The organism is Pseudomonas sp. Je.1.5.c (genome assembly GCF_051129895.1).
GTDB lineage: Bacteria > Pseudomonadota > Gammaproteobacteria > Pseudomonadales > Pseudomonadaceae > Aquipseudomonas > Aquipseudomonas urmiensis.
The window spans coordinates 69,024-84,551 of record NZ_JBCPSP010000012.1 but is presented as its reverse complement, the minus strand read 5'-3'; the positions used below and the strand labels follow the sequence as shown (position 1 = coordinate 84,551).

The 15,528-nt window shown below is 64.5% G+C and carries 1 protein-coding gene; it reads left to right on the top strand.

Annotated elements, in window-relative coordinates:
* Window positions 1-40: 40 nt before the first annotated feature.
* Window positions 41-15,325 carry an autotransporter-associated beta strand repeat-containing protein gene (locus tag AAZU54_RS11905; RefSeq protein WP_434727194.1) on the top strand — a complete coding sequence of 5,095 codons (15,285 nt, stop codon included), beginning with the start codon at window positions 41-43 and terminating at the stop codon, window positions 15,323-15,325.
* Window positions 15,326-15,528 lie beyond the last annotated feature (203 nt).

Here is a 15,528-nt window from a genome sequence, read left to right as displayed (position 1 = left end):
ATTCAAGGACTGAATGGCCTGATCCACGAAGGAGCTATCCGTGGACAGAAGAGTTGCCAAGCGTTCGCCTGCACGTATTTCACAGCTGTCATTGGCTATCAGCCTGGCAGTGGGGGGCATGGCCTTTGGTTTGAGCAGTGAACAGGCGCTGGCCGCCTGCAGCGCGGCGGGGTCGATAATCACCTGCAACGGCGCGGCCAACCCACTGGCACCGAGCTATACCAACGGCGGCAGTGGCCTTACGGTCAATGTCAACGCCGGTGCCACTTTGGGCACCTTGCTCGGCATAGGCGGGACGTCCCTGTCGCTGGCCGGCAACAACAACACCTTGAACAACTCCGGAACCATCGACCCGACGTTGCTGGGGCTGCTGAGCATCCAGTCCTCCGCCGTGCAGATCGGCAACACCGGCACCTCCAGCTCCCTCACCATCAACAACAACGCCAGCGGCGTGATCAAGGGCACCGGTGCGCTGCTGGGCGCGAGCCTGCTTAACCTCACCGGCATGGCGCTGGACGCGCGTAACGGTCCTACGGGCACCACCACCATCACCAACGCCGGCAGTATCGGCTCCACGCCGCTGGCCAGCCTGACGATACTGAGCGAGGACACTCCGGTCATCGCCGTGACCGGCGGCAGCACGGTGAATTTCACCAACACCGGCACCATACTGGGCCGGGCAGCCTTCGAGGCCTCGGCGACGGGCAACACCTTCACCAACGCCGGGACCCTCACCGGCAGCCTGTCGATGGGGGCCAACAGCAGCAACCGCTTCAACGCCATCACTGGTTCGAGTGTCGGCGCGGGGCTGGGTGTCAGCCTTGCCTTGCTGGTCACCAGCAACCCCAACCTCGCATTCGCGGCGGCGGGCAAGATCGATGGCGGTGCCGGCGGCACCAACACCCTGGCACTGCAGAACGCCATCGGTGGCGGCAGCGGCACCGGCGGTAGCGGTACGATCAATGCCTCCAACTACATCAACTTCAACCGCCTGATCGTCGACAGCGGTACCTGGAGCCTGGTCGGCCAGGTACTCAATGGCACTACTCAAACCACGCTCAATGGCGGCATCCTAAGTTTCGATAACGCTGCCGCGCTGGGCAGTGGCGGCATCACCAGCAATGGCGGGACGCTGCAGGGCAGTATTGCCGGGTTGACCCTGGCCAACGCCGTGACCCTCAACGCAGGAGGCCTGACCGTCAGTGGTAGCAACGACCTGGGCTTGAGCGGCGTGCTGTCGGGCGCTGGCGCACTGACCAAGTCCGGCAGCGGCCTGCTCACCCTGGCGGGCAGCAACACCTACAGCGGCGGCACCGTGCTTAGCGCTGGCGGCCTCAACCTGACCAGCGCAGCTGGCCTTGGCAGCGGTTCATTGACGGTCAATGGCGCCGCTAGTCTGCAAGGCAGCGTGCCACTGGTGCTGAGCAATGCCGTGCAGCTCAATGCGGCACTTAGCCTGCCTTCAAGCAACGCCCTGACCTTGGGAGGCATTCTCAGCGGCACAGGCTCGCTGGTCAAAAGCGGTAGTGGCAGCCTGACCCTCAACGGGGTCAATACCTATTCTGGCGGCACGACTCTGAGTAGCGGCACGCTCACCTTGGGCAATGCCAGTGCGCTGGGCAGCGGGGCACTCACCCTGGGCGGCAATGCCAGCCTCGATACCAGCACCGCGCTGACCCTGGGCAACGCCATTGGCCTGGCCGGCAATACCCTGACGCTACCCGGTAGCAACGCTCTGACCCTTGGCGGGGTGATCAGCGGCAGCGGCGCACTGGTCAAGAATGGCGCCAGCGGTCTGACCCTCAATGGTGCCAATACCTACAGCGGTGGAACCACCATCAACGGCGGAGCCCTGACCGTAGGCAGCAACACGGCCTTGGGTACCGGCGCACTGACCCTCGGCGCCAGCACCAGCCTGGGCGCCAGCACGGCGGTCAGCTTGGCCAATGCGGTCAACCTCGGTGCCAATACCCTAAGCCTGGTGGGGACCAACGCCACTACTTTGAGTGGCGTGATCAGCGGCACCGGCGCACTGGTCAAAAGCGGCGCAGCCGACCTGACCCTCAATGGCGCCAACACCTTCAGCGGCGGTCTGACCCTAAACACTGGCAAGCTGACCGTGGGCAATAACAATGCCCTGGGCGGTGGCGCGCTGACCCTCGGCGGCAACGCCAGCCTCGATGCCAATACCGGCGTCAGCCTGGCCAACGCAGTCAACCTTGGGGCCAACACCCTGAGCCTGCTCGGCACCAGCGCGACCACCCTGGATGGGGTGATCAGCGGTACCGGAGCGCTGGTCAAGAGCGGCGCGGCCGACTTGACTCTCAACGGCGCCAATACCTTCAGCGGCGGCACCACGCTCAACACCGGCAAACTGGTAGTGGGTAACAACACGGCCCTTGGCACGGGGGCGTTGGCCCTCGGCGGTAACGCCAGTCTGGACGCCAACGCCACGGTCAACCTTGGCAACGCCATCAACCTTGGCGCCAATGCCCTGAGCGTGCTGGGCTCCAGTGCCACCACGCTGAGCGGAGTGATCAGCGGCACGGGCGCCCTGATCAAGAACGGCAGCGACAACCTGACCTTGGCAGGCGCTAATACCTTCAGTGGCGGCCTGACGCTCAATGCCGGCACCCTGACCCTGAACAGTGCCGCGGCCCTAGGCACTGGCGCCTTGACTGTGGGTGGCGCGGCCACGCTGGCCAACAATGCCGCCATGACGCTGAACAACGCGGTCAATCTTGGCGCCAACCTCGCAGTCAACGGTACCAACGACCTGACCCTGGCGGGCAACCTCAGTGGTACTGGCGGCCTGGTCAAGAATGGCAGCGCCAGCCTGACCCTGAGCGGTAACAACAGCCAAACTGGCGCGACTGCGCTCAATGCCGGCACGTTGATTGTCGGCAGCGCAAGCGCGCTGGGCAGCGGCGCGCTGAATGCCGCGGCTAATACCACCCTGGATTCCACCGTCGCCAACTTGAGCGTGAGCAATGCGCTGAACCTGACGGGCACTCTCAACCTCACCGGTAGCAACAACCTAACCTTGGCCGGGGTGATCGCCGGCGCTGGCGGGCTGAGCAAAAATGGCAGCACCACCTTGACCCTCAATGGAGTCAATACCTATGCAGGCGGCACTACGCTCAATGGCGGGCAACTGACCGTCGGCAATAGCGCTGCATTGGGCACGGGCGCATTGACCCTCGGTGCCAACGCCAACCTCGATGCCAGCAGCGCGGTCAGCCTGGCCAACGCCATCAACCTTGGCGCCAACACCCTCAACTTGCTCGGTAACAGCGCTACCACCCTGGGCGGGGTGATCAGTGGCACCGGTGCGCTGGTCAAGAATGGCGCGGGCGACCTGAGCTTGAACGGCAACAACACCTTCAGCGGTGGCCTGACCGTCAACGCTGGCAAGTTGATCGTGGGCAACGACAATGCCCTGGGTGGCGGTGCCCTGACCCTGGGCGGCAATGCCAGCCTGGATGCCAGCACTGCCGTCAGCTTGGCCAACGCGATCAACCTGGGCGCCAATACCCTCAACCTGCTGGGCACTAGCGCCACTACCCTCGGCGGGGTGATCAGCGGCACAGGCGCACTGCTCAAAAGCGGTGCAGCTGGCCTGACCCTGAACGGCAACAACACCTTCAGTGGCGGGCTGACGCTCAATGCCGGCACACTCACCGTAGGTAACAACAATGCCTTGGGTACGGGGGCGTTGACCTTGGGCGGCAATGCCAGCCTGGATGCCAATACCGCAGTCAACCTCGGCAATGCGGTCAATCTGGGTGCCAACACCCTGAGCGTACTGGGCAGCAATGCCACCACTCTGGGCGGAGTCATCAGCGGCAGCGGCGCGCTGGTCAAAAACGGCGCAGCCAACCTGACCCTGTCCGGCGCCAACACGTTCACTGGCGGCCTCACGCTCAATGCCGGCACGCTGACCCTGGGCAATGCCGCCGCACTGGGCACCGGTGCGTTGACGGTCGGTGGCGCGTCGACCCTGGCCAGCACTGGCGCTTTGGTGCTCTCCAACGCCGTCGCTCTCGGGGATGATCTGACAGTGGCTGGCACCAGCAACCTGACCCTGAACGGCACCCTCAGCGGTACCGGCGGCTTGATCAAGAACGGCGCCGCCAGCCTGACCTTGACCGGCAACAACAGCTACTCCGGCGACACCACCCTGAACGCCGGCAGCTTGATCGTCGGCAGTGCCAGCGCGCTGGGCAGCGGCGCATTGAACGCCGCCGCCAACACCACCCTGGACAGCTCTGTGGCTGGCTTGACCCTGGCCAATGCGCTGAACCTGGCTGGCAACCTCAACCTCACTGGCAGCAATGATCTGACCTTGGCCGGCGTCATCGCGGGCGTGGGCGGCCTGACCAAGAACGGCGCCACCACCCTGACCCTGACCGGCGCCAACACCTATACCGGTGCCACCAACCTCGTCGCCGGGCGCATCGTAGTTGGCAGCGACAGCGCCCTGGGCACTGGTGTGCTGAATGCCGCTGGCGGAACCCGCCTGGATGCCAGCACTGCGGTCAATCTGGGTAACGCGGTCAATCTGAGCGGAGCCTTGACCATCGACGGCGGCGCGGACCTCGGCCTGGCTGGCCTGGTCAGTGGCAACGGCAGCCTGATCAAGAATGGCGCCGCCAGCCTGACCCTGGGCGGGCCGAACACCTATACCGGTGGTACCGTGCTCAACGCCGGTGAACTGGTGCTAGGTACCGGTACCTCGCTGGGTAGCGGCAAACTGACCGTCGGCGGCGCCGCCAGCCTCGACAGCAGCGCCGATATCAGCGTCGGCAATGCCATCACCCTGAACGACGCGCTGACGCTGGTTGGCAGCAACGACCTGATCCTCACCGGCGTGATCGACGGCAGTGGCCAACTGATCAAGTACGGCGCCGGCTCGCTGACCCTCGATGGCCTGAACACCTATGCTGGCGGCACCTTGCTCAATGCCGGCGAACTGGTCCTGGGCAATGCCAGTGCCATCGGCACTGGTGATCTCACCGTCGGTGCTGCCGCCAGCCTGGACAACAGCGCCGCCATCAACCTGGGCAACGACATCAACCTCAATGCCGACTTGACCTTGGTGGGCAGCGACGAGCTGACCCTCGGCGGTATCGTCAGCGGGGCAGGGCAACTGATCAAGAACGGCAACACGACGTTAACGCTGGACGGCAACAACACCTACAGCGGCGGCACCACCCTCAATGCTGGCGGCGTGGTGATCGGCAATAACAATGCCTTGGGCACCGGCACCCTGACCGTGGCAGGCGCCGCCAGCCTGGACAACAGCTCAGTGGCCAACCTGGCCAATGACATCGATCTGAACGCCAACCTCAGCGTGGCGGGCAGCAATGACCTGACCCTCAGTGGCGACATCAGCGGGAATGGCGGGCTGATCAAGACCGGCTTGGCCGACCTGACCCTGAGCGGCGACAACAGCTTCAGCGGCGCTGTCGACCTGCTTGGCGGCAGCCTTACCACGATTGGTGGCGCGGCCTTGGGCAATGCCTCGTCAGTCAACGTGGGGGCTGGCGCCAGCCTCAATCTCGGCGCGAGCACCAGCGTCGGTGGCCTGACCGGCGACGGCGCAGTGAACATCGGTGCTGGCAGCGACCTGAGCGTTGGCGGCAACAACCTCGACAGTGTGTTCAATGGTGCCTTGGCGGGTAATGGCGACCTGATCAAGGAGGGCAGTGGCAGCCTCGAACTGGCTGGCGTCAACGTTATCGGCGGCAACACCACGGTCACTGGCGGCACCCTCGATGTCAGTGGCTCGCTCAGTACTGGCAGCGTTCAGGTCAATACCGGCGCCGCTCTGGGTGGCGGTGGCAGCGTCTCCGGCCCGGTCACCATCGGCAATGGCGGGCACCTGATCGCCAACAGCGGCGCTACGCTCAACACCGGCGCGCTGACTTTGAACAGCGGCTCGATCCTCGACTTTGGCCTGGCCTCACCCTCCACCGGCAACACTGCGCTGGTCAACGTCAATGGCAACCTGACCCTGGATGGCACCCTCAATGTCAGCGACATCGGCGGCTTTGGCCTGGGTGTCTACCGTCTGTTCGACTACAGCGGTGCATTGATCGACAACGTCTTGAACATCGGCACCGTGCCCGGCAGTGTCCAGCCTGGCGATCTGACCTTGCAGACCTCGATCGGCAGCCAGGTCAACCTGCTGGTGGGTGCGGCAGGTGATGTCCTGTTCTGGGACGGCGCCCAGAACATCCCCAACGGCACCATTGATGGCGGCACCGGCACCTGGAACGGCACTAACACCAACTGGACCGACGCCAACGGTGTAATCAATCAATCCTGGGCCAACACCTTCGCGGTGTTCCAGGGCAGCGCAGGCACTGTCAATGTGGTCGGTACGCGTGACATCACCGGCATGCAATTCGTCACCGATGGCTATCAGCTCAGTGGTACTGGCTCGCTCAATTTGACCAATGCCAGCAATGGTGCGACTACGATTCGCGTCGACCCCAATGTCACGGCCACAGTGAATACCTTGCTGACCGGTAGCGGCCTGCTGAGCAAGCTCGACACCGGCACTTTGGTGCTCAATGGCGCCAATACTTATACCGGTGGCACCCGTCTGGGTGGCGGCACCCTGGTGCTGGGCAGCAATAGCGCGCTCGGTACGGGCGCCCTCACAGCGGCTGCAGGCACCACGCTCGATAGCAATACGGCGCTAAATCTTGCCAATGCGGTGAGCCTGCTCGGCGCCGTGAACATTGGCGGTAGCAACGCGTTGACACTCAATGGGGTTGTCAGTGGCGCAGGCAGCCTGGTCAAGAACGGTGCCGCCAACCTCACCCTCAATGGCGTCAATACCTACGCCGGCGGCACCACGTTGAACGCCGGCACGCTGACGCTGGGCAATAGCAATGCCATGGGCAGCGGCGCATTGACCGTTTCCGGCCCCGCGACCCTGACCGGCAGCAGCGCCCTGAACTTGGCCAATGCCATTGCCCTGAACGCCAACCTGACCACCCAGGCGAGCAACAACATCACCCTGGGCGGGGTGATTGGTGGTAGCGGTGGCCTGATCAAGACCGGCGCGGGCAGCCTGACGCTCAACGGTAACAACAGCTATCAGGGCAGCACTGCACTCAACGCCGGTACCCTGGTGGTCGGTAGCAACTCAGCCCTGGGTAGCGGGGCGCTCAACACTGGTAGCGGAACCACACTGAGCAGTACAGCGGCCGTGACCCTCGGCAACCAGATCAACCTTGCCGGCAGCCTGAATATCGCCGCCGCACAGGACCTGACGCTCAATGGCAACCTTGCCGGCGTTGGCGGTCTGACCAAGGCCGGCGCAGGTACCTTGGTGCTCAACGGCAGCAACATTTACCTGGGCAATACCAGCCTCACCGCCGGGAGCTTGGTGCTGGGCAGTGATACTGCGCTCGGCCTAGGCCAGCTCAATGCTGCCAATGGCACAACGCTCGATAGCAATACGGCGGTGAGCGTCGGCAACACCGTCAACGTGCTCGGCAACCTCAACGTTGCTGGCAGCAACGACCTGGCCTTGAACGGCCTGGTCAGCGGTGCTGGCAGCCTGACCAAGAACGGCGCTGGCGAACTAACCTTGGCGGGCGCCAACACCTTCAGTGGCGGCACCACCCTCAATGCCGGGACCCTGACCCTGGGCAACAATCAGGCCCTGGGCACGGGCAGCCTGACCCTCGGCGGCGACGCCAATCTTGATACGCTGGGCCCGCTGAGCGTCGCCAACCAGATCGCCCTCGGTGGTGATCTGAGCTTCATCAGCAGCAACGACCTGACCCTGTCCGGCGTGATCAGCGGTGCGGGCGGCTTGAACAAGACCGGTACTGGCAACCTGACCCTCAGTGGGAGCAACACCTACCAGGGCACCACCACCCTGGCCGCTGGCAGCCTGACCTTGGGCAACAATGCCGCGCTCGGCACAGGCAACCTTTCGGTCACTGGCAATAGCTCGCTGCTGGCAACCGGCCCGCTGCAACTGGCCAATGCAGTCGGCCTCGGCGCGGCGACCACCCTCACTGTCAATAACAGCCAGGCGCTGACCTTGGATGGCGTCATCAGCGGTGCTGGCGCTCTGAACAAACAAGGTGCAGGGCAACTGGTGCTCAATGGCAACAACAACTACAGCGGCGGCACCACGCTGCGCAATGGCAGCCTGCTGCTAGGCAACAATAACGCATTGGGCAGTGGCGCGCTGACCGTGGATGGTGCCGCCACCCTGGACAGCACCCAGGCCCTGACCCTGGCCAACGCAGTCAACCTTACCGACGGCTTCCTCACCCTGGCGGGTAATCAGGCCCTGACCCTCAACGGCGTCATCGCTGGCAGCGATGGGCTGATCAAGAACGGTGCAGCGACGCTCACCCTCAATGGCAACAACACCTACAGTGGCGGCACCGCCCTCAATGCAGGCACCTTGGTGGTCGGCAGCAACAGCGCCCTGGGCACTGGCAGCCTGAACGCTGCAGCTAACACCAGCCTTGATTCCAGCGCCGCGGTCAGCCTGGCCAATGCGCTAAACCTGGCCGGCGCGCTGACTGTGCTGGGCAGTAACGACCTGACCCTCGACGGCGTGGTCAACGGCCCAGGCAGCCTGGTCAAGAGCGGTGCTTCGACGCTGACCCTCAATGGCGCCAATAACTATCTGGGCGGCACCACGCTGAACGCTGGTGCGCTGGTGGTCGGCAATAATTCAGCACTCGGCCTGGGCGGTTTGACAGTGGCTGGCGCTTCGACCCTGAGCAGTAATGCTCCGGTCAGTCTGGGCAATAACGTTACCCTCAATGCCGGCCTGACCGTCGATGGCAGCAACGACCTGAGCCTGAACGGGGTAGTCAACGGCACCGGTGGCCTGATCAAGCAAGGCAGTGGCAACCTGAGCCTGAACGGCAACAACGGTTACCAAGGTGGTACCCAACTGGCAGCCGGTACCCTGACCCTGGGCACTTCCGGCTCCCTGGGCACGGGCGATCTGAGCGTCACCGGCGATTCGACCCTCAGCAACAGCGCGACCATGGTCTTGGGCAACGACATAACTCTGGGCAATGGCGCCGAGCTGACCCTGGAGACTGGCAGTGCGTTGACCCTCAGCGGCGATATCGCCGGCACCGGCAACCTGGTCAAGACCGGGGTTGACGATGTCACCCTGGTCGGTACCAAGACCTTTACCGGTGACCTGGACATCCAGGCCGGATCGGTGACTACCCTGGGCAGTGGCGTGCTGGCCAATGTCGACAATCTCAACATCGGCGCGACCGGCCAACTGAACCTCAATGGCGATGCCAGCCTCGGTAGCCTGACCGGCTCGGGCGTGGCCGACATCGGTATCGGCAGTACCCTGAGCCTGGGCAGCAACAACACCAGCAGCACCTTCGCCGGCGCCCTGAGTGGCGCGGGCAACCTGGACAAACTCGGTACTGGCACCCTGACCCTGACCGGTACCAGCAACCTGGGCGGCAGCACTCAGGTCAGCGCAGGTACCTTGCAAGTCGATGGCAGCCTCAACAGTTCAGCGCTCACCGTCGCCAATGGGGCCAGCCTGAGCGGCTCAGGCACTGTCGCAGGTCCTGTGACTATCGCCAACGGCGGCCATCTGGTCGGCCAGAGTGGCAGCACCCTGGGCCTGGGTTCACTGGTGCTCAACGGCAGCTCGATCATCGACATTGGCCTGGCTTCGCCGCTCACCGGTGGCACTGCATTGTTCGATGTCGGCGGCAACCTGACGCTCGACGGTACCCTCAATGTCAGCAACATCGGAGGCATGGGCAATGGTATCTACCGGATCTTCGACTACGCCGGTGGCCTCACTGACAACGGCCTGGTCTACGGCAGCTTGCCCAGTGGGGTGACCAGCGCCGATCTGACCCTGCAAACCGCCCTGGCCAACCAGGTCAACCTGCTGGTCAGTTCACCGAACCTGGTCATCCAGTTCTGGGACGGCAGCCAGAGCATTGCCAACGGCCTGGTCGATGGTGGCAGCGGCGTGTGGAACAGCGCCGGAACCAACTGGACCGATATCAACGGCCTCGTCAACAGCGCCTGGGGTGGCACCTTCGCGGTGTTCCAGGCACCCGCTGGCGATGTCACCGTGCAAGGCAGCCAGACCGTCAACGGCATGCAATTCGTCGACAATGGCTATCGCCTGCTGGCCGGCACTGGCGGCGCACTCAACCTGATCAACGGCAGCAGCGGCGACACCTCAGTGCGGGTCGATCCTGGCGTCACCGCGACCCTCGACCTGCCACTCAATGGCAGCGGCACGCTGAACAAGCTCGACAGCGGCATCCTGGTGCTCAACGGCAACAACAGCTACAGCGGCGGCACCACCTTGAGTGGCGGCACTATTGTGGTTGGTAGCAACACAGCCCTGGGCAGTGGAGCACTGGCTGCAAACGCCGGCACCACCCTGGACAACAACAAGATCGTGACCCTGGCCAACGACATCAGCGTGGCCGGCCCGCTGAACCTCAGCGCCAGCAACAACCTTGCCCTGGATGGCGACATCAGCGGCAACGGAGGCTTGGTCAAGTTAGGCACCAGCACCCTGCGTCTGGGCGGCAACAACAGCTACCTGGGCGACACGGCGCTCAATGCCGGGCAACTGCTGCTGGGGTCCAACACTGCCCTGGGCAGTGGCGCACTGAACGCCGCAGGTGGTACGCAACTGGACAGCAGCCAGACCGTCAGCCTGGGCAACAACGTCAACCTCGCCGGTGAGCTGCAGGTGCTCGGCAGCAATGACCTGACCCTCACTGGCATCGTCGCCGGTAGCGGCAGCCTGCTCAAGTCGGGCACCGCCCGCCTGACGCTGCTCGGCGCCAACACCTACAGCGGCGGTACCGAGCTGCAGGATGGCACCTTGGTCCTGGGCAACAACAGTGCCCTGGGTAGCGGCAGCCTCAACGTCACCGGCAGCGCCGCGTTGGATACCAATAGCCCGGTCACCATTGCCAACGCGCTGAACGTTACGGGGACAGTCGACGTGCTGGGCAGCAGCGACCTGCACCTTGCTGGGGTGCTCGGCGGCAATGGCGTGCTCAATAAAAACGGCCTGGCCGACCTGACCCTGAGCGGCAACAACACCTTCAGCGGTATTCTCAACATCCTCTCGGGCAGCCTCAGCACCCTCGGCACCACCGCCCTCGGTACCCAGAGCGAGCTCAACGTCAGCAGTGGCGCGACCCTTAACCTGGATGGCAACACCACCCTGGGCGATATCGGCGGCAACGGTGTGATCGACATCGCCGCTGGCAACAGCCTGAGCGTGACTGGCGGGGTCTTCGACGGGGCTATCAGCGGTGCCGGTACCCTCGCCAAGATCAGCGCCGGCACCCTGGCGCTCAACGGCGTCAGCAGCCTGACTGGCGTCACCAACGTCAACGGCGGCACCCTGACTGTCGATGGCAGCCTGGCCAGCGCCAACGTGGCGGTCAACAACGGCGCCACCCTGGGCGGCAGCGGTACTCTGAGCGGCGCAGTGGCCCTGGCGGATGGCGCCAGCCTGGCGGTCAACAGCGGCTCGACCTTGAGCGTCGGCGCGTTGAACATGGGGGCCAACTCGATCCTCGATGCAGGCCTCGGCGCGCCACTGGGCGGCGCGGCGCTGATCGACGTCGCTGGCAACCTGACCCTCGACGGCACCCTCGATATCACTGACCTGGGCGGCTTCGGCTCTGGTGTCTACAGCCTCATCGACTATGGTGGAACCCTGCAGAACAACGGCCTGACCATTGGCACTACGCCGGTTCCAGCGAGCGATGTGACCGTGCAGACCAGCGTCGCCAACGAGGTCAACCTGGTGGTCGGTGGTAGCAGCAACCTGTTGTTCTGGGACGGTAGCCAGACAGTCGCCAACGGCCAGATCGACGGCGGCAGCGGAACGTGGGACAGCACCACGACTAACTGGACCGACGCCAACGCGACCGTCAATAGCACTTGGAACAACACCTTCGCCATCTTCCAGGGCGCAGCGGGCACCGTCACCGTCAATGGCAGCCAGTCGATCAGCGGCCTGCAGTTCGTCACCGACGGCTATGTGCTCGATGCTGGCATCGCGGGCGAGCTGATCGCCGCCAACGGGGGCAGCGGCCAGACCAACGTGCGCGTCGACAACGGCGTCAGCGCCACCCTCAACGTCGCCATCAACGGCACCGGCAAGCTGGCCAAGCTCGACAACGGCACCCTGGTGCTCAACGCAGCCAACGGCTACAGCGGCGGTACCGCACTTAATGGCGGCACCTTGGTGGTGGGTAACGATAGCGCCCTGGGCAGTGGCACCCTGACCGCCGCCGCAGGCACCACCCTGGACAGCAACAAGGCCGTCACCCTGGCCAACACCAGCGTGCTCAACGGTGCTCTGGCCATCGCCGGCAGCAACGCGCTGACCCTCAACGGTGCGATCAGCGGCGCCGGTGGCCTGATCAAGAATGGCGCCAGCCAGCTCACCCTGGGCGGCAGCAACAGCTACACCGGTGGCACCCAGATCAACGCCGGCAGCGTGGTCGGCAACAGCAGCAGCCTGCAAGGTGCGATCCTCAACAACGCTGCCCTGACCTTCGAGCAGAACGCCAATGGCAGCTACACCGGCAACCTCACCGGCAGCGGTACGCTGACCAAGAACGGCACTGGCGAACTGCTGCTGACCGGCACCAACGGCCTGACCGGCAACACCCAGGTCAATAGCGGCAGCCTCTTGGTCAACGGTCGCCTCGACAGCGCCAACGTGGTGGTTGCAGGCGGCGCCAACCTGGGTGGCAGCGGTACCCTGGCGGGCGCGGTGCAGGTACAAGACGGCGCCTCGCTCAGCGCTGGCGCTGGCAGCACCGCGCTGTCGGTCGGCAGCCTCGCGCTGTCGTCGGGTAGCGCCTTGAACCTTGACCTTGGCGCACCAACGGCGTCCACCACCGCGGTCAAGGTCGCGGGCAACCTGACCCTCGACGGCACCCTCAACATCACCGATGCCGGTGGCTTTGGGACCGGCGTCTATCAACTGTTCAGCTATGGCGGCACGCTGACCAACAACGGCCTGGTATTCGGCGCCATCCCCGGCAGCGTGGCCCTGGCTGACCTGACCCTGCAGACCGCGATCGCCAACCAGATCAACCTGGTGGTGGGCGGCGACGATGGCTCGCTGTTGTTCTGGAACGGCAGCAAGACCAGCGCCGATGGCACCATCACCGGTGGCAGCGGCACCTGGGGTAGCGGCACTAACTGGACCAACGCCGCCGGGACCAGCAGCGACACCTGGGCCGATCAGTTCGCCGTGTTCGGTGGCCAGGCGGGCACTGTCACGGTGGTCGGCAACCAAGGCTTCACTGGCCTGCAGTTCCTCACTGACGGCTACCAAGTGGTGCCTGGCACAGGTGGCAGCCTGACCCCGGTCAACGGCGCCGATGGCAGCCTGGCCGCAGTGCGGGTCAACGCTGGCGCCACCACCCTGATCAGCGCTGCACTGACCGGTAGCGGCGGCATCGAGAAGCTCGATTCCGGCACCCTGGTGCTGGCGGGCGCCAACACCTACAGCGGTGGCACCACAGTCAGCGGCGGTACCCTGGTGGGTAACACCAGCAGCTTGCAAGGCAACATCCTCAACAACGCCAGCCTGGTCTTCCAGCAGGCGGCCAACGGCACCTACGCAGGCGCTCTCAGCGGCACCGGCACCACCACCAAGACTGGCGCTGGCACCTTGTTGCTGACGGGCGACAACCCGTTCAGCGGCGCCTTCAACGTCAACCAGGGCGTGCTGCAGATCGGCAACGCCGCCAACCCCAATGCCAGCCTCGATGCGCAAGTTACCGTGGGCAGCGGCGCCGGCCTGACCGGTAACGGCACCCTCGCCAGCCTGACCAACCACGGTACCGTGTTGCCAGGCAGCGATGGCAACCTGAGCGTCACTGGTGATTTCACCAACGCCGCCGACGGCACCTTGGTAGTGGCCCTCGACCAGCCAACCGTGAGTGCCTTGAACGTCGGCGGTACCGCCAACCTGGGTGGTAGCTTGCAAGTCACCAGCCTGGCCGACGGTAACGGTCAGTACACGGTGGTCACTGCTGACGACGGCGTGGAGGGCACCTTCGCCACCACCAACCTGAGCAACAGCGCGTTCATCGACAGCGATATCGATTATGGCGACAACGACGTCACCATTACTGTCAGCCGCAACGACAACGATTTCGCCGACGTCGCAGCTACCCGCAACCAGCACGCGGTGGCCAGTGCTCTGGACACCACGGCGGCACCAACGGCGCTGCAGAACACCATCCTGACCATGGATCAGCAACAGGCCCGCGCAGCCTTCGACAGCCTCTCCGGCGAGATCCACGCCAGTACCGCTACGGTGCTGATCGAGGATTCGCGTTACATCCGCGAGGCCGTCAACGACCGCATGCGCCAGGCCGACTGCACTGCGCAGAACGACCCACGGCGCACCCTGGCGCCGACCGCCAACCAGCAAATGAGCAGCGAGGGTTGCCAAGGTCAGGCCGTGGGTTGGATGCGCGCCCTCGGTGGCTGGGGTGATTACGATGGCAATAGCAACCACGCCAGTGTCGACCGCGAGCTGTCGGGCTTCATTCTCGGCGTTGACCGCGCGCTGGATGACCAGTGGAAAGTCGGTGTCGCCGCCGGCTATACCCGCACCAGCATCGACGCCAGCCGGCGCAACTCGGATGCTTCGGTCGACAGCTACCACCTGGCAACCTACCTCAACTACCAGCTCGACGCCTTCGCCGCGCGACTGGGTGCCGGTTACAGCTGGCATGACATCGACACCAAGCGTGATGTCCAGGTGGGCGCCTACGACGACCGTCTGAAGTCCAGTTACAAGGCGCGCAGTGCCCAGGTGTTTGGTGAAGTGGGCTACGCCTTCGATGTCGGCGGTGTCGCCCTGGAGCCATTCGCAGGCCTGGCATACGTCAATTACGACAGCGACACCGGGCGCGAGAAAGGTGGGGTAGGGCGGCTTGAAGCCAGTGTCGACCAGGACGTGACCTTCTCCACCGTTGGCGTGCGTGCGGGTAAACGCATCACCCTCGACAACGGCAGTGAGGTCACCCCACGGCTGTCGGTCGGCTGGCGGCACGCCTTCGGCGACACCAAGCCGGATGCCGACATGAACTTCGTTCAGGGCGGTGCGGGCTTTAGCGTCGAAGGGGTACCGATTGCCCGCGATGCTGCGGTGGTCGAGGCTGGGATCGACTACTCGGTGGGCCAGAGCGGCAAGCTTGGCTTGGGTTACTCCGGGCAGCTCTCCAGCGAAAACCGCGACCATGGTGTGGTGCTGAGTTTCAGCATGGGCTTCTGATTGTTTTGCTGCACTGGCCTCGGGGCCGCTCTGCGGCCCTTCGCGGGCAAGCCCGCTCCTACCGGACTGGCTGCGCTGCTGATCCTGTAGGAGCGGGCTTGCCCCGCGATGAGGCCGGTACTGCTGCAGAAAAAACCAGGCTGCCCAGCACACCCTCAGTAACGCTAGACTGTGCCCTTTCCAGCAATGGACAGGAGGTCCGG